At 36.4% G+C, this 21,844-nt stretch carries 18 protein-coding genes; 14 read left to right on the top strand and 4 right to left on the bottom strand.

Features of this window, described 5'->3' with window-relative positions; all coding sequences use genetic code 11:
- Positions 1 to 4: 4 nt before the first annotated feature.
- Positions 5 to 2,077 (bottom strand): S46 family peptidase, encoded by a 2,073-nt coding sequence (locus IPH52_07920; GenBank protein ID MBK7054964.1) that lies wholly within the window; start codon positions 2,075 to 2,077, stop codon positions 5 to 7.
- Positions 2,078 to 2,343: 266 nt separating this feature from the next.
- Here IPH52_07920 and fbp point away from each other — a divergent pair, with 266 nt between their 5' ends.
- From fbp to IPH52_07965, 9 genes are all read left to right on the top strand, one after another.
- Positions 2,344 to 3,372 (top strand): class 1 fructose-bisphosphatase, encoded by a 1,029-nt coding sequence (fbp, locus tag IPH52_07925; GenBank protein MBK7054965.1) that lies wholly within the window; start codon positions 2,344 to 2,346, stop codon positions 3,370 to 3,372.
- A gap of 11 nt (positions 3,373 to 3,383) precedes the next feature.
- Positions 3,384 to 4,397: a prolipoprotein diacylglyceryl transferase gene (locus tag IPH52_07930; GenBank protein ID MBK7054966.1), complete on the top strand. Its 1,014-nt coding sequence runs from the start codon at positions 3,384 to 3,386 to the stop codon at positions 4,395 to 4,397.
- Positions 4,398 to 4,418: 21 nt separating this feature from the next.
- Positions 4,419 to 5,456 (top strand): ankyrin repeat domain-containing protein, encoded by a 1,038-nt coding sequence (locus IPH52_07935; GenBank protein ID MBK7054967.1) that lies wholly within the window; start codon positions 4,419 to 4,421, stop codon positions 5,454 to 5,456.
- Positions 5,457 to 5,570: 114 nt separating this feature from the next.
- Positions 5,571 to 5,981 (top strand): hypothetical protein, encoded by a 411-nt coding sequence (locus IPH52_07940; protein MBK7054968.1) that lies wholly within the window; start codon positions 5,571 to 5,573, stop codon positions 5,979 to 5,981.
- A gap of 100 nt (positions 5,982 to 6,081) precedes the next feature.
- Positions 6,082 to 7,173 (top strand): hypothetical protein, encoded by a 1,092-nt coding sequence (locus IPH52_07945; protein ID MBK7054969.1) that lies wholly within the window; start codon positions 6,082 to 6,084, stop codon positions 7,171 to 7,173.
- Positions 7,174 to 7,176: 3 nt separating this feature from the next.
- Positions 7,177 to 8,385 (top strand): DUF4105 domain-containing protein, encoded by a 1,209-nt coding sequence (locus IPH52_07950; protein MBK7054970.1) that lies wholly within the window; start codon positions 7,177 to 7,179, stop codon positions 8,383 to 8,385.
- Positions 8,386 to 9,573 (top strand): NAD(P)-binding protein, encoded by a 1,188-nt coding sequence (locus IPH52_07955; protein MBK7054971.1) that lies wholly within the window; start codon positions 8,386 to 8,388, stop codon positions 9,571 to 9,573.
- Between the two features lie 68 nt (positions 9,574 to 9,641).
- Positions 9,642 to 10,193 (top strand): hypothetical protein, encoded by a 552-nt coding sequence (locus IPH52_07960; protein ID MBK7054972.1) that lies wholly within the window; start codon positions 9,642 to 9,644, stop codon positions 10,191 to 10,193.
- A gap of 95 nt (positions 10,194 to 10,288) precedes the next feature.
- Entirely contained in the window at positions 10,289 to 11,587 is a 1,299-nt protein-coding gene (locus IPH52_07965; protein ID MBK7054973.1) for an alpha/beta hydrolase, read from the top strand.
- Between the two features lie 132 nt (positions 11,588 to 11,719).
- Here the strand turns inward: IPH52_07965 and IPH52_07970 are convergent, their stop codons facing one another.
- Together IPH52_07970 and IPH52_07975 are read right to left on the bottom strand one after the other, a co-directional pair.
- On the bottom strand, positions 11,720 to 12,133 hold the full coding sequence (locus tag IPH52_07970) for a hypothetical protein (protein MBK7054974.1): 414 nt from the start codon (positions 12,131 to 12,133) through the stop codon (positions 11,720 to 11,722).
- A 196-nt stretch (positions 12,134 to 12,329) separates the two neighbouring features.
- Positions 12,330 to 13,502 (bottom strand): hypothetical protein, encoded by a 1,173-nt coding sequence (locus IPH52_07975; protein MBK7054975.1) that lies wholly within the window; start codon positions 13,500 to 13,502, stop codon positions 12,330 to 12,332.
- An 813-nt stretch (positions 13,503 to 14,315) separates the two neighbouring features.
- Between IPH52_07975 and IPH52_07980 the strand changes: the two genes are divergently transcribed.
- The 5 genes from IPH52_07980 to IPH52_08000 all read left to right on the top strand — a co-directional run bounded on the left by IPH52_07980 (position 14,316) and on the right by IPH52_08000 (position 20,568).
- Positions 14,316 to 17,327, top strand: coding sequence for an AAA family ATPase (locus IPH52_07980; GenBank protein MBK7054976.1), 3,012 nt, complete (start codon positions 14,316 to 14,318; stop codon positions 17,325 to 17,327).
- 154 nt (positions 17,328 to 17,481) lie between these two features.
- Positions 17,482 to 17,970, top strand: a complete 489-nt coding sequence (gene smpB / locus IPH52_07985; GenBank protein MBK7054977.1) for an SsrA-binding protein SmpB — start codon at positions 17,482 to 17,484, stop codon at positions 17,968 to 17,970.
- A complete protein-coding gene (gene der / locus IPH52_07990; protein MBK7054978.1) occupies positions 17,967 to 19,325 on the top strand; it encodes a ribosome biogenesis GTPase Der in 1,359 nt (452 codons plus the stop codon). Before smpB ends, der begins: the two co-directional genes overlap by 4 nt.
- Positions 19,326 to 19,946 carry a glycerol-3-phosphate 1-O-acyltransferase PlsY gene (gene plsY, locus IPH52_07995; protein MBK7054979.1) on the top strand — a complete coding sequence of 207 codons (621 nt, stop codon included), beginning with the start codon at positions 19,326 to 19,328 and terminating at the stop codon, positions 19,944 to 19,946.
- On the top strand, positions 19,936 to 20,568 hold the full coding sequence (locus tag IPH52_08000; GenBank protein ID MBK7054980.1) for a hypothetical protein: 633 nt from the start codon (positions 19,936 to 19,938) through the stop codon (positions 20,566 to 20,568). Before plsY ends, IPH52_08000 begins: the two co-directional genes overlap by 11 nt.
- Before the next feature lie 564 nt (positions 20,569 to 21,132).
- On the opposite strand, the gene IPH52_08005 is transcribed toward IPH52_08000, so the two are convergent.
- Positions 21,133 to 21,792: a CBS domain-containing protein gene (locus IPH52_08005; protein MBK7054981.1), complete on the bottom strand. Its 660-nt coding sequence runs from the start codon at positions 21,790 to 21,792 to the stop codon at positions 21,133 to 21,135.
- Between the last annotated feature and the right edge of the window lie 52 nt (positions 21,793 to 21,844).

Below are 21,844 nucleotides of genomic sequence, written 5' to 3' on the forward strand. Positions count from 1 at the left end.
ATTCCTATTCCCCAATAATCTCTCGAACCAGTTTCTCCATTTTATAAACAGAGCGGAGAGCCTCTATTATCCCCTCGCTGTGAACGGAGACTGCGCGGGCTTTATCGTCGGTATAGGCATAGGATAGAATGTGGCTGTAACTATTGCCATCGAAGATTAGACCTACGTATTCGCCTTTGCGATTAATTACGGGGCTTCCTGAATTTCCACCCGTGATATCGTTTGTGGTTATGAAATTAAGCGGCTTACTTAGATTAATCGCTGATTTACGCTCGGCAATTTTTGTGGCGACGGTAAATGGTTCTTTGTTGTCAAAGCTTTCAGCGCGGTCAAATAAGCCATAATAGGTTGTCTTAAATGGAATTTGAATGGTGGAATCGTCAGTGAAACCTTTTACTGTTCCATAGCTCATTCGGAGAGTGAAAGTCGCGTCTGGATAAGTAGACTTTCCGTAGGCTTTGAATTTTAATTGGGAAAGTTTATTTCCTTCGATTGCTTGCACGCTTTCGATTTCGTCATCATACCAATCTCTGTCCTGACGAAGAATTGGATCTATTTGCAACGCCCAAACAATCAAAGGGTCTTTTGATTTATGAATTGTTTCTAATCCACCTGCAAGAAGTTCTTTTCGTAGGCTAACATCCATTAGCTTTGTTTTTGAAAGGAGAGATTTTGCCAGGTCTTTCGGAGATTTATCGGCTAATGCTAATTTAACGAACTCGTCTTCTCTTCCTAAATTTTCTACCGCTAGGTGTAGAGAATTTTCGATCATCATCTCTTCAATGTCTGTATAAATGGGTGCTGGTGAGAGAAGGCGAAATTTAAGTGATTCTAAATTGGAAACTCTATATTCTTCGTATCTTTTTTCATTTGGTTTTTGTATCTCGCTCGCATAACGCACTAGCTTGATTGCAATGCCTACTAGCTTTGCATTGCTTGCACTTCGATAGTAAAATTCTTTATGGCGTGAAATCATTTTCTTTTGAATCGAGTCAATTCGATTCCATACATCGCCGTAATCTTTTTTGAGTTCTGGATTTTCAGTTACTAGTTTTTGGAGTTTGTCTTCTCTTTCTTGCATAGCAGCTAATACCTTTTTGTCTTTTAAGCCGTTTAATTCGCCCTCAATTGCTTTGAGAGAATTTTCCATTCCGAGGATGTAGTCTTTCGCACGACGTTTTTCTTCTTTTCCTTTTTCTCCGTATTGGCGAAATAAGTTTAGCTTATATTTTAAGAGTTTTACATATTCAGGAAAGGAGTAATCTTTTTGGAAAGAAATTTGACTCATCGTCTTTTGTCTTTCTGTTGAGCCGGGATGCCCGAATACAAAAACAAGTTCGTTTTCCTTGGCTCCGTTTTTGCTCCATTTAAAATAATTTTTAGAGTCGATTGGTTTATCATTTTCATAGACTCTAAAAAAAGCGAAGTCTAAGGCAAAACGTGGGTAATTAAAATTATCCGGATCTCCGCCAAAAGATGCCGCCTGTAATTCGGGTGCCATGACGAGGCGGACGTCTGTGTATTTTTTATAGCGGTATAACCAGTATTCTCCGCCATCGTAGAGTTCTACCACATCTGAACGAAGTCCGGTTTTATCGCTTGAAGCCTTTTCTATTTTTGCGATTTCTTCTTTTCGTTTTTCATTTTTTACTTTGTCTGTATTTGCATTTGTGGAAGCGTTTACAACTTGTTTGGTGACCTCTTCCATTGATACTAGAACGTTTAATTCTAAGTCAGGACATTTTTTCTCTTCTTTAAAATCTTTTGTGAAGAAGCCTTCTTTTACGTAGTCAGCTTTCTTGGTTGACATTTTTTGTAATTGTCCCATTGCCACATGATGGTTGGTAAGCACTAGACCTTTGGGAGAAACAAACGCACCTGAGCCTCCATCATTGAATCGAACCGAAGCGAGTTGTGCATTTTTTAGCCATTTATCCGAGAATTTGAAATTGTATTTCTCTTCTAGATTTTTCTTGGGCAAATTGTCAAGAGTCCACATGCCCTCATCACTTTGAAGACTAGAGCCAACCATAATACTTGTTATCAACATGAATAATCGTATCCTTAATTTTGTCATACATGTTAAACTATCTAAGACTTAGCTTAGTTGAAAGAAAAAAAAGAATTTAACCGCAAAGTGCATGAAGGGCGCGAAAGAGGCTATTGATAAACTACTTCGTGCTCTTCGTGTTGAAAAATTCCTTAACATCAGGACATTGCCCTTATCAATGCTAACCAAAGTTACTTGTGTCTCTGTTGCAATTCCTTCTTATTAACAAAAATGATTAGATATTATTAATTTTCCTTGCTGATTTCCTACTTTTTTAGAACTCTGAGATTATTATGAAATCAGCAACAGAAATGATAAGTCTCTCTCAATATTTAATTGAAGAGCAATTAAAGCTCCCTTATGCGACGGGAGATTTTACAGCCCTTATGCAGCATCTTGTTTACGCTGCAAAAATTGTTTCGCGTGAAGTAAGAAAAGCAGGGCTAACGGATAATATTCTCGGTTCCACTTCTGATACAAATGTGCAGGGTGAAACCCAAATGAAACTTGATAGATTTGCAGATGTTTTGTTTACAAAGGCTCTTAGTATTTGTGGGCACCTCTGCGTTCTTGCTAGTGAAGAACAGGAATCAATCATCGAAATTCCGTCGGGATATAAGATAGGCAAATACACATTTGCCTTTGACCCTTTAGATGGCTCTTCGAATATTGACTCGAATGTTTCCATTGGAACTATTTTTTCAATTCATCTGCGTAAAAGTTATATGGGTGGACCTGGCCAAGAGTCTGATTTGTTACAAGCAGGCAGCTTGCAGAGATGTGCGGGCTATATTTTATATGGTTCTTCGACTATGATGGTATTGTCCATGGGGCACGGGGTTGTTGGCTTTACCCTCGATCCGTCTTGCGGCGAATTCTTATTATCGCATGAGAATATTAAAATTCCTGAATCAGGAGATATTTATTCTATTAATGAAGGAAATTATGATTTCTGGTCAGATTCTGTGAAAGCCTATATTCGAAAGATCAAGAATATTGAAAACAACCATAAACCAAAAACACTTAGGTATATCGGGTCTCTTGTAGCGGATTTTCACCGTAATCTCCTCAAAGGTGGAATTTTTCTTTATCCAGAAGATACGAAGTCTAAGATTTATCCTTTGGGCAAATTGCGATTACTCTACGAAGCATCTCCTATGGCATTTCTAGCAGAGCAAGCAGGTGGAAAGGCGATTACAGTCAGTGGCGAAAGAATTCTAGATATAGTTCCTACCAGTCTTCACCAGAGAAGCACTCTTATCATAGGAAGTAAGAATGAAGTAGATTTTTTTCTGGAATATACAAAGCAATTTGCGAAGTAGAAAGGGTAGTTGTGTTTCCTGTAAATATTGATTGGTTTTTTTTTCAATTCCGCGGATATGAAGGACACTGGGCTGTTGGAGTTTTAATTCTTGGATACTTTCATCAGCGCAGTAGGTCTCTCAAAGCTGGCTATCAATTAGAATGGTTTAATACTGCTTGGGCAGTAGCCATTCTTTCTGCGATCGTATTTGCAAGACTATTTCATTTTGTATTTTGGGATACGAAAAACTTTTTACAAAATCCACTCATTCTGTTTAATCCTTCTGGTGGTTTCGCAGTATTGGGTGCAACGATTGGGACTGCACTTGGAGCCTGGCTTTATTGTAAAAAAACATCCGTTGACTTTTTAGCTTGGTGTGACTCTTTAATGGTTCCACTTACTCTTGGTTTAGCCATTAGCCGCATGGCTTGCTTCTTAAATGGGGATGCTTATGGTTTGCCTACATCCTCGATTTTTGGAGTTGCATTCTCTGAAGACAGCGATGCGTGGATGTCAGAGTGGCGTTACTTACACCAGTTCTATGCAACACAGGAAGATCCGTTAGCCGTAATATCTCAGATCTTTAGTAAGTATGTCAATCTAGGCGATATGCCATTACCAAATTCTCTTTCTCATCTAAAGGAACTTGGTCTTACTAATTTAGCCGAGCTAACTCGTTATTATCCACCGACAGCCACCGGAAATTATAAGGAAGAGTTAGTCCGCCTTGGGCTTTATCCTTTTCCTGTAATCTATCCGCGTGTTCATCCGACTCAGCTTTACGAGATGGGAATTATGTGTATCGTGCTTTTTATCATGTATCGAATTGATAAAAAAGAATGGGCGAAAAGACGACTTTTCTTTATCTTCTGGATTTTTTATGGAAGCAATCGATTTATTATTGAGTTTTTTCGTGGAGATAGAAATTTGATTCTCGGAAATCTCACTTACGCCCAATTTATATCTCTCTCTATCGTTTTTTTTGCACTGTTAGGTCTATTCATTCAAGTGTATTTCCCAAATAAAAAAGCAAACGTCTCATAAAAAAATTTTAAAGGAAACTATATGGTTCAATTTCTAAAAGCGATTTCTTTTCTACTATTTGTCATTCAATTATCTGGATGTGCTGGAAATAAGAAAATATTTCAAGCAGTAATCAAAGGAGAAGAGGCAAAGGTAACTCAATATATAAGCGAAAAAAACGATGTAAATATTAAAGATGATTCCGGGAGTAGTTTACTCATATATGCCGCTGGACATGGATATGTAAGTATTGTCAAAATGCTATTAGCCGCAGGAATTGATGTGAACACAAAGAATAAAGTAAATGGAACTGCGCTCATGAATGCTTGCAATTTTGGGCATGACGAGATCGTAAAGATGCTTTTAGAAAAAGGAGCAGATGTAAATGTTGCGGATACTTTAGATAGAACAGCTCTGATGTTTGCAATAGCCCGCTACAGAATTGAAATCACAAAGGAACTTTTTAAATATAAGCCAAATGTGAATGTTAAAAATAGGGAGGGACATACACCTCTTATGCTCGCAGTTTTATTTCAATTTACAGAAGCGCTTCCTTTTCTCATGGAAGCAAAAGCTGACCTAAATGCTGTAGATTTATTCGGGGAAACTGCATTAATTAAAGCGATCTATAAAAATGATTTAGAATCAATACAATTCTTGATCAAATACAAAGCAGATGTGAATGCAAAATCGAAAGATGGAAAGACTGCGCTCATGATTGCGTCTAAAAAGGGGCAAAAGGAAATGGTTTCTGCTTTATTAAAAGCAAAAGCTGATATAAATTTGACGGATACTTCTGGTTTCACAGCGCTGACATGGGCTGTGAATATGGGCGAAATGGATTTAATTAAGCAACTTTTGGCAGGCGGAGCTAACCCAAATTTGCAAGATGAGATAGGACAGACCGCACTTATGAAGTCAGTTTTACAAGGGAATACCGAAATGACTACACTACTTTTAACTAAGAAGAATGATTTTAATTTAAAAGACAAGAGTGGAAAAACGGTATTAGCTCATGCAGCCGAAAATAATCAAGGCGAAATAATTAATTTACTGAAAAAAGCAGGTGCAAAAAATTAAAGAAAATGTTGCTTTTTGCGCGATTTTCATTGACAAAATTTCGTATAAGCGTTCTTTAAGATTCATTGAGAAGGAAAAATATTTCCTTTTCATATAATTTTTATGGAGACAAATATGAATAAAAATTTCAAAAATTCATTAGGTGTTTTAACAGCACTTGCAATCGCAGCAGCTATCGCTTGTAGCGGTAGTGGATCTGGCGCAGGCCCATCTATTCAACCAGCTTCTTCTGGTTCTATCATGGACAACGTTAAATCTAACCAAAACTGTACTTGGTCTGGCGACATCACAAACGCTGGTGAAGCAGGTTGCGTTTGGGGAAAAGACGGTGGTAAACCAGTTGGAACAAAAACTGGAAAAGCTTGCACAAATGCTATCCTCGGATTAATCAGAAGCGGAGACATGAGTCTTGCTGCTGCTGCAAAACAAGGTGGAATTACCAAAGTTCAGTCTGTTGATGCAAGCATCAATAGCTTACTTGGTTCTGTTCTCGTTGAAAGCTGCATCCTAGTAAACGGTACCTAATATTTTTTAATTTGGAATGCTACAGATTGTCTGTAGCATTTCAAATCTTTCCTTCCTTCTCTTTAACTTCATACCTTTTCAAATTTTCAACTGCTAAACAATGAACCTACGATTTATATTTTTACTTTTATCATTTATTATTTTATTTTCCTGCACCGCTGATAGAAAACTAGACAATCCCACTGACAAGCTGAAAGGCTATCGTTGTGAGGGTAATGACTATTATGTGGATTACATCTGCGAAGATGAAAAAGAATACTTGGACTGGGCTGCGTCTTATCCAAAGTATAGAAAGCTGACTGACTTAACGCGTGACGTGTTATACAATATCATGAAAGAAACAGGTGATATTGATAAAGCTGCAGCAGTATTTTATCATCGAGCGATTACAGAGCCGACGAATAGAAAATTTATTGAATATATCTATACAAAGCAAAATGAATTTATGCGGAAAATTCCAGATTATTCCTCAAAGAAATTAATCTTTGCGATTGCTCCCGGGATGTTTTATAAGGATAACAAAGAAGTAGACGCTGACGGAAAACTAATTCGTGCGATTGTAAAACAGCTCGGTCTGGCAGAAGCAGTAATCCCGACCGACCAGACTGGAACTGTTGATAACAATGGAAAAATCATTTGTGACTTCATAAAAAGTCAGACAGAGGTAAAAGGTATTATAATTGGCTCTGCTAGTAAGGGAAGCGGTGATTTCAAAAAAGCGATTGAGTTTTGCGGCAAAGAGCCATACTTCGCTAAAGTAGTTGGATGGTTTAATTTCGGGGGGATAAACAAGGGTAGCCTCGTTGTTAATGGAATGATGGATCATTGGCTTTATCGAACGGAAGGAAAATTTTATTTTTGGATGGCAGGCTACAATTGGGAAGGCTTAACTTCTATGAGAGGCGGAGATAATGCTCCTCTCAGCAATGAATTAATTATACCAAAACACATGACTGTTGTAAATATTGTTGGCGTTCCAACAGCTCGATTAGTAACAGAAAGAGGAAAACCATTTTACAATTACTTAGCTCAATTTGGACCGAACGAAGGTTTGAATTTACTCTCGGATAGCCACATAGATGGTGTACCTTTATTTCCATCTTGGCGTAATGATCATTATTTTCGTGTTCCGATGCCAGAAGAAAGAATCAAAGCATTTATTGCATACATTGTAGAAAAGCAAGGAAAGTAGTCTATGATTCGTATTTTATATCTAATATTTTTTTTAATCTCCACTTCCATTTTCGCCCAAGCTGACTTAGAAATAAATAAACAGAATAAAGAAAGATTTATTTCTTTTGTGAGTTCTCTTACGCCAGCTCAGCTAGCAGAATTAAAAATTCAATTGATAACAGTCGATTCTCTGCCAAGCGTTACAACTGCATTTGGTCACTCGGCACTTCGAGTCTATTTAGGAAAACAATTTGAAGACAAAGATTTTTATATCGACTTCGGCGAATACGATGAATCAGCCGGATTCATATGGAGATTTTTAAAAGGCGAGGCTAAGTTCTATATAACCGTCAAAACAATGGCTGCATCTTACACGATGTGGGATACTACAGGTAGAGGAATGTATTCTTCGGAATTCGTATTAGATGAAAATCAAAAGAAAACCTTTTTAAAAAACATTTTAGAATTCATTGAAAAGTATAAAAATGGATACGAATACAATAACTTCAGTGGAAATTGTGTTACTTATATACGCGATCTCATCGGGGCTACTTACGGTTCGCCGCTAAAACTGGAAACAGAAAGTAATAAGAGAACATGGCGGTCTCGTGTTATTCCTTACTCGAATAAAATTTTTTGGCTCCGCATAGAAGAGAAACTTCTGCTTGATCACGATACGGATAAGGAGCGTAATCCTACCGAGTTAATTTATCTTCCTTATGATTTGCTTTTCAGTTTAGAAGATGCTAAGCTTGTGAAAGACAAAGAAGTATTGCATAGGAATTTTTGGAAAATGCCGCAAGAAAGTTTTGATTTTCTTGGAAATTTCATGTTCTTAATTTTAGTTTTTATCGTAATCAGTCAAATTCCAGTTTACTTCAAACCCATGATTGACAGAAAAGGAGAAATTCTATTTGGAATCGTTTCTGGATTTGGAGGGTTGTTTGCACTATTAGTTTGGCTCTTTACTTCTTTCCCATTTATGAATGAGACCATTATGGTATTAGTCTTTACTCCAATTGATTTCTATTTAATCGCTAAGAAAAAACCTGACTTTAAGATTCATATGGGAATTATTGCTTTGCGGTTACTCATGTTAGTCCTCGCTTTAGTTTTTAGATTTACTATTTATAAACAAAATATAGACACTGCTTTATTCTTTGCGATATTTTTCTATGCTTTGTATGCATTCAATGTCTTTAAGGCTAATAAAAAGTTAGCTGCTGCCTAGATGAATCGTAAAGAGTTTCTAAAATTTTCTTTAAAAGCAAGTCTGGCTACGGCTGGTGTAGCAACCACTGGGCTAATTGGCGGATCGGCTTATTCATTTTTTGCAAATGCAGAATACAAGAAAGTATTCCCTCATATACCTGAAAATCATGTTAACATTGCGCCTAACGGTAAAACAGTCTGCATTTTAGGAGCAGGACTCGCTGGATTACAAGCAGCTTGCGAATTATCCGATAGAGGGTTTAAAGTAATTTTAATTGAGAAGACTGCAAACGCAGGCGGTAAACTCAAAACATGGAAAGATAAAAATTTTGCTAAAAAGCATTTTGTAGATAAGGGCTATTCTCGCGAGCATGGACTTCACGCTATCTGGGGTTTTTATAAGAACCTAAGAGAATTTTTAGGAAGACACAAAATCGAAATTAACCGCTTAGGAAAAGAAGACTCCTTTTATTATTTTGTTTCTAAGCGAGGAGTGCAAAGCAAGATTCACAATACAACCTGGCCTATTCCATTTGACCGGATCGAAATGCATGATAATGGAGTCTATATTCCTTCAAGAGAAGATATAAATATTCCCGCTTCGAATTTATTTGAGACACTTAAAACTTCCATGAAGATGTGGGGTTTTGATTTTACTAATAAAGAAGATAGACTTTATCTCGATCGCATAACGTTCTATGATTGGGCTGTGGGAAACGGAGTTAGCGTAGAATATATAAAGCATTTTTTTGATGCGTTAGCCGAGATGGGTTTCTTTATGACTACTAAAGAGTGCTCTGCATTAGCAATTGTAAATTTTATGCGCCTCGGAAATTTACCGAATGATTCAAAGGTTGATTTTTACAAATGGCCACCCGATGAAACTTTTATTAATCCGATGATTTCTCATATAAAATCAAAGGGCGGTGAAATTTTTTACAGTCAGGAAGTAACAAGTGTTATCCGCGAGAATGGGAAAATTGTTTCTATTAAAACAAATGAAAATCTTCCAAAGCGAGCAAAGCGTTGTAGGGTATGTGGAAATATTTTAGGGGAAGGGGATTACGAACATTGTCCATTCTGCGGTGCTCATCATTCTGAATTAGAAATTTTTCAAGATGTTAAGCCCGCTGTTTTTACGGCAGATTATTTTGTTACAGCGATGGATGTGCCAGGCGCAAAGAAATTTATTTTGGGGCAGGGCTAGATAAAGAGGACGAGTATTTTAAAAAAGCTACAGAGCTTACCAACGCGCACATACTTTGCGTTAACCTCTTGTATGAGAATAGTCAAGCATGGAAGAAAAGATTTCCAGAAGGAAAATATTCTGCAATGGACTTTATGCCAACGGGATTTGAGTATCTTGGTTTTACAAGTAACTGGTCAAGCAAGCAGATACCTGAACTCGCAGCGATGAATATTGACTTAATAGAAGTGCAGGTTTCTAAATGGAAAGAGCTTCTAAAATATTCTCACAAAGAAATTGCAGATATTGTCCATAAAGAATTGAAAACTATTCTTCCCGAGCTAAAAGATTATTCTGAGTTCTACATTAACCACTGGGATACTTATACAGGCTTTCGTCCGGGGGATGAGGCTAACAGACCTTCTATCCAATCGCCTATTGAAAATTTACTCTTCATTGGGGATTGGGTATTTATAGATCAACATTCTGTTTTTATGGAAAGAACAAACGTTATGGCAAAGACTGTAACGAATATGCTTCTTGAAAAAATCGGACAAAAAGAAGGACGCATTACGATTTTAAAGTCAGGCACTCCGGACTGGCCGACAGATCTTTTGAAGTATATTACGAGTATTCGCTAATTTATTTAAAACCTATACTTCATTTTTAATGCTTTACTCTTTTTTGTTTTGCATTCATGTTGGTAGGAATTTATTTCAGATGACAAGGATTTAAAATGAAAGAATTTTCTATTGCCCTCTTACTTTTATTTACTCTCATTCATTGTTCTGCTAACACTAAAAGTGAATACCAAAGAGCTAAGACCACGAATACAGTGGAAAGCTACCAGGCGTTTTTAAAAAATTTTCCTGATTCCCCGCAGGCTCTCAATGCAAAATTACAAATAGAAAAATTAACTTCAGCAAAGAGCAAACCTTCTCCCTATAAGTGGAGCAGTGAAAATTCTTTTAATGTTATAAAAGAAGGAGACAAATTCAAAGACACAAGCGGACAATTGAAAAAAGTCTTTGATTTTTATAAATCTAAAAGTCAACGAGAATATTTTACAAGTGCTGACGGAGTTAAACTTGCCTATGATTTCATTGAAGTTGCGGGAGCCAAACAAGCATTAGTCATTGCCCATGGCACAGGCGAGTCTTCTATACGTTATGCGGAAGTTGTCTACGATTTAGTGAAAAATAAATTGCCTTATTCCATTTATATTTTAAATCATAGAGGACATGGATATTCAGAGAGATTGGTTGGAAATAATAAAGAGTGGAATCCTAAGTGGGATGTATTCAATGTAATGCAGGAAGACATTTTAGAATACAGGAAAATCTATGTAAATGAATTCGAAGATTATGTAAAAGACTTCGCGCAATTTGTAAAACTTGTAAAACAAAAACACGCGTACGCGAAAGTATCCGCTTTAGGTCACTCGCTAGGCGGCGGAGTGGTGACACGATATGTAGAATTAAATCCGAAAGAATTAGACAAAATGGTATTATCCGCACCACTTCATAGTGTTGTTGGATTACTTGGAGCAGATAATAACGATTATGCTTCTAAAGCGATTATTTCCCTGGGTGATATATTTTCTCACAAGGGCTATAGTCTCGGGTCAAAGTCCTTTAACCACTTTGTTACCACTTACGAGAATGAAGAGCATACCTTGAACGATTATACTTCTAGCCAGAGTAGATTCTTTATGAAGAAATTCATTGGACAGGAATTTCCGGAAACTAGCCTAGGGGGTCTTTCCTGGGGATTTGCAGACGCCCTTTATGAAGGCGTAAAAGATATAAGAAGTGATGCAGGTAATATTAATATACCTACACTTATTTTTCAATCACAGTATGATGCCTATGTTCACCCCTCGGGGCAAAAGACAGTTTGCGATGCTATTAATTCTTCTAGCCCCAATTTATGTAAAATTAAATTTGTGAAAGATTCTAAACATGAAGTATTTTTAGAGCGTGATCTCGTCCGTAACGAAGTCATGGACGATGTAATGGAATTTTTACTTAAATAGAATTTTCGCCACGAAGAGCACGAAGGGGTTTATGATGGAATCCTCTCTTTTCTTCGTGCCTAAACTCAATGATCCTCAAGGGGCGCAATATAATGTGGTTAATAGTTCTTACATCAAATTGGCATTAGTATCTTATTCAGAACTTTTTTTAGTTAAAAATCTAGGAACGACTAACAGAAATAATCCGAGTAAAAATAGAGTCCCACCTACATAGGGATAATACGATAATCTCTCAAGCCCATTTTCAATAGTGGTCTTAAGCATTACTGGTCTGATAAAGGTTACTTTGCCATTAGCCACATATACGCTATCGGGTAAATACACTAAGTCAACTTTTTGACCATTACTATAAGTTTCCATTTCTGTTTCTCCGATGTATTCACTCACATGCGCGCTCCCCGGATTTCCATTCAGTGTAAAGCGCAATTGGATCATGTTCACGTCGCGAGTTTTTCCTTTTCGGCTTATCTTCTGTGAATACGTTTCCTTATCCGTTACGTAAGCTGGTATAGAAATTCCTTTATCTCTATATTTCACAATATTCATACGGTTCATTAAGAAGCCGACAGCAGCAATAAACGCTCCCAAAAAAAGATGAATATAAAAATGATTCTAATTAGTTTCTTCATTTTTTTGTCTTAATTTAATTTCATTCCAATCTTCTTGCCGCAAAGATTATTTTAAAAAATATTCAATATAAAAGGTGGGCGATGGGTTACTATTATTTTATTTCTATTAATATTCAAATTATCATATCTTTATAATTTCTTCTTGGGGTAAAGTATCTGTAGCCGCTACGACCAAGCCTGACTATCATCTGCACTTTTTCTTTTCCGGTTACTCCTGTGAGTAATTCCAATTTGCCGCGCTCTTTTTCCATTTCGGGAAATTCTTGTAGAGCCTGGCTGAAAGGGTGCATCTTTAGACCAAGGGATGTGACTGCTAAATGAAAGCGGGCGTAATCCATTCCTGTTAGAATCCAATCTTTTTGTGTATTTGTTTTGGTTTTCCAGTAAACAATTCCTTTCGTGGAATCTATTTTTTCTTTATATCTAGACAGAAAAATATCCAGACCTTTTTTATCGTGGAACTTTTCAGGCTCCGGTCCCATAAAAAAAGTTTCCGCCATCCAGCGGGTAAAGCCAGATAGCCCCTGATCGGGAAGTCCAATTCCATCTCGCTTGGTTTGAATTTCTTTGTCGTTAAAGCGAAACCAAATTCTACTTTCTTCATTTGTTCGATAGGTTAAGGATTCCATTTTCATAGCTTCAAAGAAAATTTCTTTGTAAGGCTCGATTGATCCTTTGCCGAGAATTCCAATCAATTCACTGTTATCTGACTTACCGAGTTCCTTTAGCTTTGCAAATTCATCGTTTGTTATAAAATCTCCTTCATAGCTTGCACGATCGGTGGCTCTTTGTTTTACGAATTCATATAAGGGGTGACCATTTGATTTGGATAATACAAGTTTGACTTTAGCCACTGGTTTTTTCCCGATGTCTTCCAATTTGTATTCGCCTTCGGGAAGAATTTTAATTTCAGTATCGTATCCGATTTGCTTTGCTCCAATCCTTAAAAGTTCTAAAAATGTCCCCTGCCCAATATGGATTTGCCTCGCAGGCGTATCTGTTACGGGAAGAATTCTCTTTTCATCTACGAAAAGCATCATCTCTGTTGGACTTGTGATTTTAAATTTCCAGGCTTGCGTATTATGAGGATTAGGCGCTGTAATTCCTACGTTGATTGCTCGCAAGATTGGATCAATAATTTCTTCCGCATTTGCGTTATCAATTGGGTCTACTCCCGATTTACCTACAAGACGGGGATACTCAGCCGTTGCACAGTATTTTAGAAATAGGGGAACTGTCAAAACAACTCCAGACTGGATTAAAAAATTTCTACGTGAAATATTCATTTTTTTATAAACTCTCCAAATTATTTACCCCAGTCACCTCGAACAGCTTCTTCGTGAGAGGTCTTTTCTATTCCAAGCCGTAAGATTAATCAATAGAATGGTCCAGAGTGAGATTTTTGGCACCTTTCTGCACAAACTAGGTTTCTTCTTTTCGAAAGTAGACTCAGAAAATTTTTAACTTAATAACAATGCACAAATCTCTTTCGGGAATAACATCAATTTGCATTTTAGAATTCTAAATTCATGCCCAAATTCCTCGATCTAATCATTCTAAGAAAATTTTATTTTGATGAGAACTTTTAGGCCCTTAAAATCAGATTTTTATTTCTAAATCCTTTTCTAAAATTGACTCAGGAAGTTTTTCATCGGAATTCAAAATTCACCCTTAAGCATCATGCAATTAGGATTTTCCAAATCACAGAAGGTAAGACTGAGAAGGAAAAATGCTGTTAGAAAAAAAATCTTTCTTAAATTGGTTTGGGTATTAAAAATATTGAATGCTTCCATGTTTACATTCCATTTATTCAGCACATAATTACAAACAAATATTCTATTTGAAATGACCTAGTTAAAATAAAAGATTGCCACAGAGGCACAAGGACGCAGAGAATAGTCAAAAATAGTAAGCAGAGTAAAATAAAGCTTGTTATCATTTCAAGACTATTCAATTCCTTACCTTTTACATTCCAATTACATCGCTAAAATTACAAACAAAATTTTTTAAATCTCTCTTTATCGTGTTTCTTGTAATCTTGGCAATTTTCACAATGATTTTCTACTTGCTTCCATCTTGCGCTTACAAATACTAACCTTATGGAATTCACAAAAATAGCCGGTATACAAGTTCCCGTTTATAAGAACGCTAATTCATCTCTCATATACCCATCGAATTTGGTGGAGACAGATACGACTCTGAAAAATTTGCGAAATATTCTGTATCCCGTGATTGAAAACCAACCCGTGCTTCTTGTGGGGGATGCGGGCGTAGGAAAAAACGCGCTTATTTATTATATCAATGCTAAGAGAAATCATCCTACCCTCCGGTATAGTTTTAATGAAGACACACTTCCAGAAGATTTGATTGGCTCTTATCGTCTTCTGATGAGTGGAAATGGATTTGAATGGATTAACGGTCCGATTGTGAATGCTATTGCTTCCGGTTACACCTTCGTAGCCGATGAAATGAATTTATGCTCTCCGAATGTGATTAAACGTTTTGCAACTGTTTATGAATCTAACTACATTGATATCATGGAAGGAGATGGAAGTCGCATTCAAGCCAAAGAAGGATTTAGTTTTATTGGAACGCAAAATCCTTCGGAAGGGTTTGAAGGTCGTAAGCCGCTACCGTTTGATATTACTAAAAATTTCTCTACTGTGTTTGTAGATCCCTATCCGCCTGATGAAATTCTATTTATATTAAAAAAACTTTATCCTGAGCTAACAGAATCTCTTTTGCAAATTTGCATTCGGGTGACGCTTGCCACAGAAAGAAAAGTTTTAAACAATGAATTGGGAAAAGGCGATTTAGAAAAATATCATTTTAATATCCGCACTTTAAAAAAAGTTTGCGAGCGGCTAAATGCATTTAACTGCAATGACAAATATGTAGTTTATAGAGAGCTTTCTAATTTATACATTGAACCATTTAGAAAAGAAGAAGATAAAAATTCTCAACTAGAACTCATTCGCACAGAGTTACAATATTCAGACAAAGAAATTTCTCATTCTGTTAAAATGTTCGTAGAGGGAAATAAGCTTTATTGCAATGACAAATCGATTCATACAGAAGAAAGTATTTCTAAAAGAATTCTCTCTGAAATTCCTGTCACAGAGAAAATCCTTACCTTCATGGAAAAAGTCGTTACTGGTATTCAACTTGGCGAAAATATTTTAATTGAGTTTGGCGAAGAAGATGATCCGAATTTCTTAATGTCTCTTATTACAAATATCTCCGGTCTACGGCTATCGCATGTTAACCTCTGTAAAGGAATTCACACTTCTGATATTTTGGGTGCGCTAAAACCGGTTTCCCAATCTAAAGTGGAATGGGTAGATGGTCCTTTGACAAAAGGAATTAGAGAAGGTGGAACGATTGTAATTACTGCACTCGAGGCTGCCGGCGCTGAGTTAGTAGAAAAACTAAATATGCTCACCGACGATGCAAAAGCGATAACGCTTCCTCCAGAAAGTGGAGAGACAAATCCGATTCATTTAAAAGAAGATTCACGAGTCTACGCTTTTAAAATGTTTAGAAAAACAAAATCAATTCCTACTATTTCGCGTGCATTTAGAAATCGTTTTACTTCCGTTTTATTTCCAAGTCTCGAAGATGAAAAATCTCTGAAAGAAATTTTGCAATTCTATTTACCCGATGATACTCTTTCGGGGTTAATGACGACTTTCCACACAAAGATTAAAACACTTTCCCAAAAACGTGTGATTGGTTCGGGCAATTTGAACCCGTATTTATTTGGTTTATCTAATCTTCTGAAATGGAAAGATCATATTGTGAAATACAATGCGCCTGAGACTCTTGTAGAAACAGTTGTGCGAGGCGCAAAGATTTCTTATATCAATCAAATTTCTGATCCAAAAGAAAGATTTGATATGGAGCGGCTAATAGATACGGCTGTAAAGTCCAAGTCTTTTCCCGATGACCTTTATCAAAAGATAGAGGATAAAAAAAAAACTTTTACCGATCCGGTAAATCTTGATCGCAATCCCTGGTGGGATCCTGAACTTCACAAAAGAGAGGCTAATACCGGTAAAGCGCCCTTAAAAAATTCAGGAAGCCCTTTAAAGAAAGGAATTGAGATTAATACTCCTGAAACAGGCGGCAACACCAAAGAAGGCGCTGATGCCTGGTATGGCAAGGATACTCAGGGCAATATGGGGCAGGGTGAGCCTGCTGGTGGCGGCGGTGCATGGGGTTATCGAACAGAAGAATTATACAAACAATTCTTAGCAAAAAGAAAAATTCTCTGGAATTATTCTATGGCTGTTAGCCTTAAAGAATTCAAAGAAGTCTTTGAAAAAAGTCTAGAAGAAGTAGAGATGAATTTAGAGTCTCTATTTGATCCCGAGGTGGATATAACACGCATTTACCAGACTCAAGGCAAACGAGTAGATACCCGCAAATACATTTCCTTTAAAAGCGGAAGAGGCGATTCAAAGGTTTTTGATAAAACAATCATTGATAAGAATGAAGAAAAGTTAAAAGGTGTGGAAATTGTTTTCTTAGTAAGTAAAGCAAGGCGTATTTTTAATTTTGAATATTCAGTAGCGACCCTTTCTGCAATGCTAACGAGTGCTTATATTTTAAACGAACACAGTGTCAAGTTTTCCATTTATACTTATTCCGATAGACTTAACAAAAAGGATCATATTGATTTAATTTGTTTAAAAGACAAAGAAGATGAATACGATATGCGAAAAGAAGAAGAAATGTTTAATTCTCTTACAAGAGATTGGCAGGGAGACTCAGTGTACGAATTTTCTTTGATCGAAGACTGTGAAAAATATTTTTCATCTGAAGCAGATACCCGGATAATAGTGATTATCTCTGACTTTAGAGGTCAACGTGGCAAGACTGAGATTGACAGAGAAATTGATTCCTGGGAAAATAAAAAATTAAAAGAAGAAGTTTTAAAAAATACCAAAAAGAATTATGTTTTCCTCGCCGTTGGACTTGGAAATCGTTATATTGCCGAGAATATTTTTGAACATGCAGTGCAAATAACACCGGATAACTTCTCAAATATGCCAAACTTAATTGGAACCGAATTAACAAAGCTAATCCATGTTCACCACGCAGTAAGATAAGGGGAGGAATAAAGAAGATTAAAAAGAAATATAAAAACGGGAAAACCCAATAAAAAAAAAAACCCGGGGGCCTAAGCGCCCCCCCTTATTTTGGCGCCCAAGGCCGGCCAAACAGGGGGTTGGGGGCGCAACCCCCCGGGCAGGGGGGGGCGTCATGAAAACAAAAGAAAAAGAAGCAACAAAAGGATACAAAGAAATCGTAACGAATAAAAAGGCGCGATTTGATTACGAACTTCTAGAATTTTTAGAGGTTGGTATTGTATTGTCCGGCTCAGAAGTAAAAAGTCTTCGCGAGAAAAAAGCGAACCTCACAGACGCATTTGCGCAGGTAAAAAACGGAGAATTGATTTTGCAAAATTTTCATATCACACCTTATAAAAATGGTGGCTATGCAAATCATCCCGAAGTGCGTCCTCGTAAACTTCTAGCGCACAAAAAAGAGATTATAAAACTAGAAAAACAAATTAAAGAAAAAGGTCTCGCGATCGTTGGAGTTAAGATTTACTTTAACGAAAAGCAATTTGTAAAAGTGCAAATAGCGACTGGCAAACCTAAAAAACTTTACGACAAAAGAGATTCTCTCCAAAAGAAAGAAGCCAAAATTGAAATTGACAGAGCCATGAAACAAAGGAACCGTTCTTGAAAAAATTACCCGTAGTATCTATCGTCGGAAGACAAAATGTGGGTAAATCTACATTATTCAATTGCTTCGTTAAACAAAAATTAGCGATTACTTATGATTATCCGGGCGTTACCCGCGACGTGTTGAGTTATGAAATTGATAGCGAGAATTTCATAAAACCATTTACTCTCTCAGACACGCCCGGTCTGGATTTAGAAAATATTAACGATCTAACATCTTCAATCATCGAAGTAAGTTTTAGTCATCTACTCAACTCAGACTTGATCATCTTCGTGATTGATAGAAATGAAATTGTAGAATATGACAGTAAACTAATAAAACTATTTTTGACAGACAAAAGATTTGTTTCTAAAAATATTATCTGTGTAATCAACAAGTCAGACAATCCTGATAATGATTTTGATTTGGAATATTTTTATCGAATGGGGCTACAAGAAGTTATCCCCATTTCCGCACTCGGTCGTAGAAATTTAAAGCTTCTTTTTGAAAAAATGAATTTTTACTTAGCCAAAGCAAGAATTGGCGAAAAGCAAAATACGGATTTTAGTATTAGCATTGTTGGAAAACCAAATTCGGGTAAGTCTAGTTTTTTAAATTCCATTCTTGGATTTAATCGAGCGGTTGTAAGTGAGATTCCCGGAACGACACGCGACACAGTTCATAGCACTTTAAAATTTGAAGATAAGAATTTACTCATTGTAGATACTGCGGGGATTCGAAAAAACAGTAAGTCTTCAGAAGAGTTAGAATTTTATTCTTATAAAAGAACACTTCAATCCATCGAGGAATCTGACGTAATTGTTCATATCATTGATGCAACAAAGGGAATGGGCGAGTATGATAAGAAGATATTCGCTATTATCCGCGAGAGTGGAAAGCCGGTGGTATTAGCTGTAAATAAATGGGATTTGATTAAAGACAAAGATGACAATACTTTCAGAGAATACAAGAAAGACTTAATATCAAGGTTTTATCCTACTTCTGCGATTCCTGTAATTAGTATAAGCGCCTTACAAAAACAACGGGTTCGAAAAGTTCTAGAAGAATGTGTAAAAGTTTACGAGAAGGTTAACACTAAAATACCTACATCCAAGATAAACCAGAAGCTCACTGAATGGATGTCTGAAGGTAAAATGGGGCTACAGGCAAAGAAGCCGCCCAAGATTTTATACGCAACGCAAGTTTCGACAACTCCATTCAAATTATTATTATTTGTAAACCATGTTGATTTATTTAAAAAACCACTCTTGAGTTTTATTAAGAGTAGAATCATTGAAGAATTTCAATTAAACGGTGTGCAAGTAGAATTAGAAATTAGATCAGACAGAAAAAAAGAAAAGGAATACCGTGAGTAAATGCTTTTTGTATATTTGACAATTTGTTTTTTCTTAGGTTCATTTCCAAGTGCGCATATCGTTTCTTCTATCCAGGGAGTGGATATTAAGAAAACGGGAAGTGGAAACGCGGGAGCAACTAACGTTCTTAGATCAGTAGGTTGGAAGTCGGGGCTAATTGTCATGATCCTCGACATTGCGAAGGGAATTGCTCCCTTTTTTATTTATCCCTATTTTTCTGTTGGGGAAGCATTTTTGAGTCCGGAATGGATTCCCCTTCTAGGTGGTTTTGCTTCCATTCTAGGTCATATTTTTAATCCGTTTTTAAAATTCGATGGAGGGAAGGGCATTGCAACGTCGGTTGGAGTTTATCTTTATCTGCTTCCCATTCCTTGCATCTTGAGTGGACTGATTGGATTAGGAATTATTTACTGGAAACGAATTGCGTCTCTCGGCTCTATCCTTGGATTTTTCCTTTTGCCGATCATCTATGTAATTTATATGGGAAATTCTTTTTCTCCAAAGGTTTTATTGTTTGTTGTTGTAAATTTCTTTCTTGTCTTATACACACATCGACAAAATATAAAAAGAATTATTGACGGAACAGAACTAAGTTTTAAAAATAAATCAAATGGCAATTGATACTTTATCCATCGTAAATAATGAACAACGAGTTTTTGCGCTGAAGCTATTCATCGAGGATCACCCTTACTTTGAATTGCAAGATTTATATAAATGGCTCTACTATGGAGAGTTCGGCTATGAAGAGCATATCAGTTATTTAAAAAAAGAAAAAGGGCAACAAGAACTTCATAAGCTATTAGATGATATTAAGTATGAACAAAATATCGAAAATCTTTCTGATTTAGTTTGGAAACCAATGGGTCTTTCGCAGAGATTTGTCATGGTGTTCGTGACTCAATACCACAAGCAACTTTGTCCTTTAAATCGACTTGTGAATTTAATTGAACGCTCTCCTGCGTTTCAAGGAACCCGGATGCATTTTAAATTGGATTGGAGTTTCGTAAAAGACTACGTTATCCGCACCCAAAGTCATCGAATTAGCAAGCAGGATTTTTATGGATTTGAGGATAGGATTAATTTCCACAGTTTACCGCTTGTTAGCTACACGAACGTTTTTATTGGAAAGAATCCAGAGAGGTATCGAGTTGTTCCACGAAAGCTTTTCTTCGATTTTTTTCCTGAATTTAATGATTCACATGACATACTTCCGACGAAAGCCGGCGATTCCTTAATTGACTGATTTTTTAAAAACAAATAAATTTTCCTTGTAATTATATATACTCTAGAAAAACACTAAATTAGGTTTTCAGGGTTACCTGTATGCAAAAGAAGTCTAATTTATTTCGGATGAAGTCCATGAATTTCATTTTTTTTTTATAAGATAGTTTTACTTTTTACGTTAATCGCAATGGCTCAGTGCACCAGTGTTGATATTAAATCCAAAGTGGAACCAACTGCGTCAGTGGAAAATTCAAGCGGTAAATCAAAGAAAGCCGCTGAGGAAGATTTAACGAAACAAGAAAAAAAGGCGATTCACAGCAAGCATGGTTCAAAGTTCAAAATTTTTTTTTTTCCCCTATTTTTTTTTTTATGGTTTTTATTTTTTTTTTTTTGGAGAGGGTTTTTTTTTTTATCTCAACTATGTTTTCTGCGACTTCTTTTGATTAAATAAAAAAAACGGGCAGATGAAAATTTCTGAAATGATAGACCCAATAAAAGACATACGCTATAGATATGAAACTACAAACTTAAACGGAATCAGTTTTACATTCGGGATACTCGTGAGTAAACGCAAAGAATAAAATTAGGTATAAAGGTCTAGTGGTGGATTGTTCATTACCCGCCTGAGTATATCGCTTCTTGTTACGATTCCTACTAGATGTTTTTTTTCTTTGTCAAGAATTGGAACCGAGCCCACTTTTTCTTCGAACATGATTCGAGCGATTTCTCTGATGGGAGTTTCTGGAAATGCAGAAAGAACTTTAGTTTGCATAATATCTCTTACACGCTCTTGGTTGGTTTCAGTCAGAGAATTTCGAAGAGAATTGATTGTAAACTTTAACAAATCTCTCTCGGAAAGAATTCCCTGTAAGAAAGAACGTGAATCAATCACAGGCATATGTCTATATGGCTCTTTGTGAAATAGCGTTTCTACTTTAGCAAAAGAATCGTCAGGCGAAATAGTCTGGACTTTTTTTGTCATGATATCACGTGCGTAGAAAATTTGTTTGCGCTCTTCTTTGGGAGAAGATTTTTCCTGTGCATAAATATCTGCTACATCAATGTAGGCATCGGATGCGAAACCAGTTTTGGCATGTGTAATAACAATTGTATCCTCTGGATCACCGACCTCAATTGATTTGTCAGCGACTCCAGCTTGGAGTGCATTTATTCTTTTTATAGAATCTTGTTTGACCTTTGGAATATAAGGCTCTACTAAACCCTGCGTTACCCATATAAACATTGTTTTCCTCCTAATTGTTAGTTCGCATTCAATACTATTATCGTTCTAGTCT

The sequence above is a fragment of the Leptospiraceae bacterium genome, assembly GCA_016708435.1.
GTDB lineage: Bacteria > Spirochaetota > Leptospiria > Leptospirales > Leptospiraceae > UBA2033.

What these genes read in the sequence shown, in the direction of transcription:
- IPH52_07980 (MBK7054976.1), top strand. Translation starts at nt 14,316, where the DNA reads ATGGAATTCACAAAAATAGCCGGTATACAAGTTCCCGTTTATAAGAAC.
- IPH52_07920 (MBK7054964.1), bottom strand. Translation starts at nt 2,077, where the DNA reads ATGACAAAATTAAGGATACGATTATTCATGTTGATAACAAGTATTATG.
- IPH52_08000 (MBK7054980.1), top strand. Translation starts at nt 19,936, where the DNA reads ATGGCAATTGATACTTTATCCATCGTAAATAATGAACAACGAGTTTTT.
- plsY (MBK7054979.1), top strand. Translation starts at nt 19,326, where the DNA reads ATGCTTTTTGTATATTTGACAATTTGTTTTTTCTTAGGTTCATTTCCA.
- IPH52_07965 (MBK7054973.1), top strand. Translation starts at nt 10,289, where the DNA reads ATGAAAGAATTTTCTATTGCCCTCTTACTTTTATTTACTCTCATTCAT.
- IPH52_07940 (MBK7054968.1), top strand. Translation starts at nt 5,571, where the DNA reads ATGAATAAAAATTTCAAAAATTCATTAGGTGTTTTAACAGCACTTGCA.
- IPH52_07955 (MBK7054971.1), top strand. Translation starts at nt 8,386, where the DNA reads ATGAATCGTAAAGAGTTTCTAAAATTTTCTTTAAAAGCAAGTCTGGCT.
- IPH52_07975 (MBK7054975.1), bottom strand. Translation starts at nt 13,502, where the DNA reads ATGAATATTTCACGTAGAAATTTTTTAATCCAGTCTGGAGTTGTTTTG.
- IPH52_07945 (MBK7054969.1), top strand. Translation starts at nt 6,082, where the DNA reads ATGAACCTACGATTTATATTTTTACTTTTATCATTTATTATTTTATTT.
- smpB (MBK7054977.1), top strand. Translation starts at nt 17,482, where the DNA reads ATGAAAACAAAAGAAAAAGAAGCAACAAAAGGATACAAAGAAATCGTA.
- IPH52_07970 (MBK7054974.1), bottom strand. Translation starts at nt 12,133, where the DNA reads ATGAATATTGTGAAATATAGAGATAAAGGAATTTCTATACCAGCTTAC.
- IPH52_07950 (MBK7054970.1), top strand. Translation starts at nt 7,177, where the DNA reads ATGATTCGTATTTTATATCTAATATTTTTTTTAATCTCCACTTCCATT.
- IPH52_07935 (MBK7054967.1), top strand. Translation starts at nt 4,419, where the DNA reads ATGGTTCAATTTCTAAAAGCGATTTCTTTTCTACTATTTGTCATTCAA.
- IPH52_08005 (MBK7054981.1), bottom strand. Translation starts at nt 21,792, where the DNA reads ATGTTTATATGGGTAACGCAGGGTTTAGTAGAGCCTTATATTCCAAAG.
- fbp (MBK7054965.1), top strand. Translation starts at nt 2,344, where the DNA reads ATGAAATCAGCAACAGAAATGATAAGTCTCTCTCAATATTTAATTGAA.